Source organism: Vogesella mureinivorans, assembly GCF_007644035.1.
GTDB lineage: Bacteria > Pseudomonadota > Gammaproteobacteria > Burkholderiales > Chromobacteriaceae > Vogesella > Vogesella mureinivorans.
Window position 1 is genome coordinate 1 of sequence record NZ_VMTV02000498.1, and the last position, 306, is coordinate 306.

Consider the following 306-nt stretch of genomic DNA (forward strand, 5'->3'; position numbering starts at 1 on the left):
GTAATGGAAGCATTTGTAGTTCGAGTTCAGGCGTAATCGACCTTAGATACTGCACAAAATATGGATTTTCTCTCACAGTTCGACGATAAGCATTTACTGAGATATCTGTCATTTGGTGCATTAAATCTCGCCATTCCTGTTTTGGAGTCGGTGGCGGCAGTAGGGTGGCTTCCAAAGCTGCTGCGGTATAAATTTCAAGATTTTGTAAAGCGATACTCTCTAATCCAAATTTAAATCGAATCATTTCACCTTGCTAGGTTACTCGTCTGAACTCCAGTCGTCCAGGTTCCCCCAGCTATTGTTGAC

At 42.5% G+C, this 306-nt stretch carries 1 protein-coding gene; it reads right to left on the minus strand.

What is annotated here, in order from left to right:
• On the minus strand, window positions 1-244 hold a 244-nt coding region (locus FLQ44_RS13585; RefSeq protein ID WP_240801287.1), incomplete at its 3' end, for a phosphoenolpyruvate carboxylase.
• Window positions 245-306: the final 62 nt, after the last annotated feature.